This is a genomic window from Flammeovirga sp. EKP202 (assembly GCF_014534745.1).
Taxonomy (GTDB): domain Bacteria; phylum Bacteroidota; class Bacteroidia; order Cytophagales; family Flammeovirgaceae; genus Flammeovirga.
On sequence record NZ_JACVVP010000160.1, the window covers coordinates 1 to 311 of the forward strand.

Annotated in this window: 1 pseudogene; it reads right to left on the reverse strand. The window is 30.5% G+C overall.

Features of this window, described 5'->3' with window-relative positions:
- Positions 1–311, reverse strand: a pseudogene (locus IC221_RS29980) (hypothetical protein); the annotation flags it as partial.

Genomic DNA, 311 nt, shown 5'->3' on the forward strand with positions numbered 1-311 from the left:
ATTTGATCAAGTAAAGAACTAAGGTTGTTATTTGATAGATTAAGTAGCTTTAGACGGGTCAAGTCGGTTATAGATTCAGGTAAGATATCAATCTTGTTTTCATTGAGAACTAATGTATCTAATTTTTCTAATTCACCAATTGAATTGGGTAGAGTTTGAATATTTTTATTTGTTAGTTGGATTGTTTTTACCCTAAAGAAGGAAACAGTAATCCCATCCCAAGTTTCAATAGGGGTACTCAAATCCCAGTTTAAGGTGTTAGAAGGGTTATCATTATAAATAGAAGCAACAATAATTGAATCTGCTTTTAA